Annotated in this window: 1 rRNA gene; it reads right to left on the bottom strand. The window is 49.0% G+C overall.

Annotated features, from left to right (window positions below):
• Positions 1-188: 188 nt before the first annotated feature.
• Positions 189-255 (bottom strand): 16S ribosomal RNA (locus LZP73_RS21705); the annotation flags it as partial.

Below are 255 nucleotides of genomic sequence, written 5' to 3'. Positions count from 1 at the left end.
CCTTATCAGGGGTGCGCTCTAACCAGCTGAGCTACAGACCCATCTTTGATAAACCCGCTTAACCAGGCCCATCGTTACTCTTTCTTCTATCAAGCAAATCTGTGTGAACACTCAAAAGGTACACGGAGGTACCGAATGTCGAAAATGCAGGAGCATTTTTCGACCAAGCATCGAGTTAGTCGTATAGGTAAGGAGGTGATCCAGCCCCAGGTTCCCCTAGGGCTACCTTGTTACGACTTCACCCCAGTCATGAAC

The sequence above is a fragment of the Shewanella sp. AS16 genome, assembly GCF_021412365.1.
Classification (GTDB): domain Bacteria; phylum Pseudomonadota; class Gammaproteobacteria; order Enterobacterales; family Shewanellaceae; genus Shewanella; species Shewanella salipaludis.
This window is presented reverse-complemented; position numbering and strand designations above follow the sequence as displayed.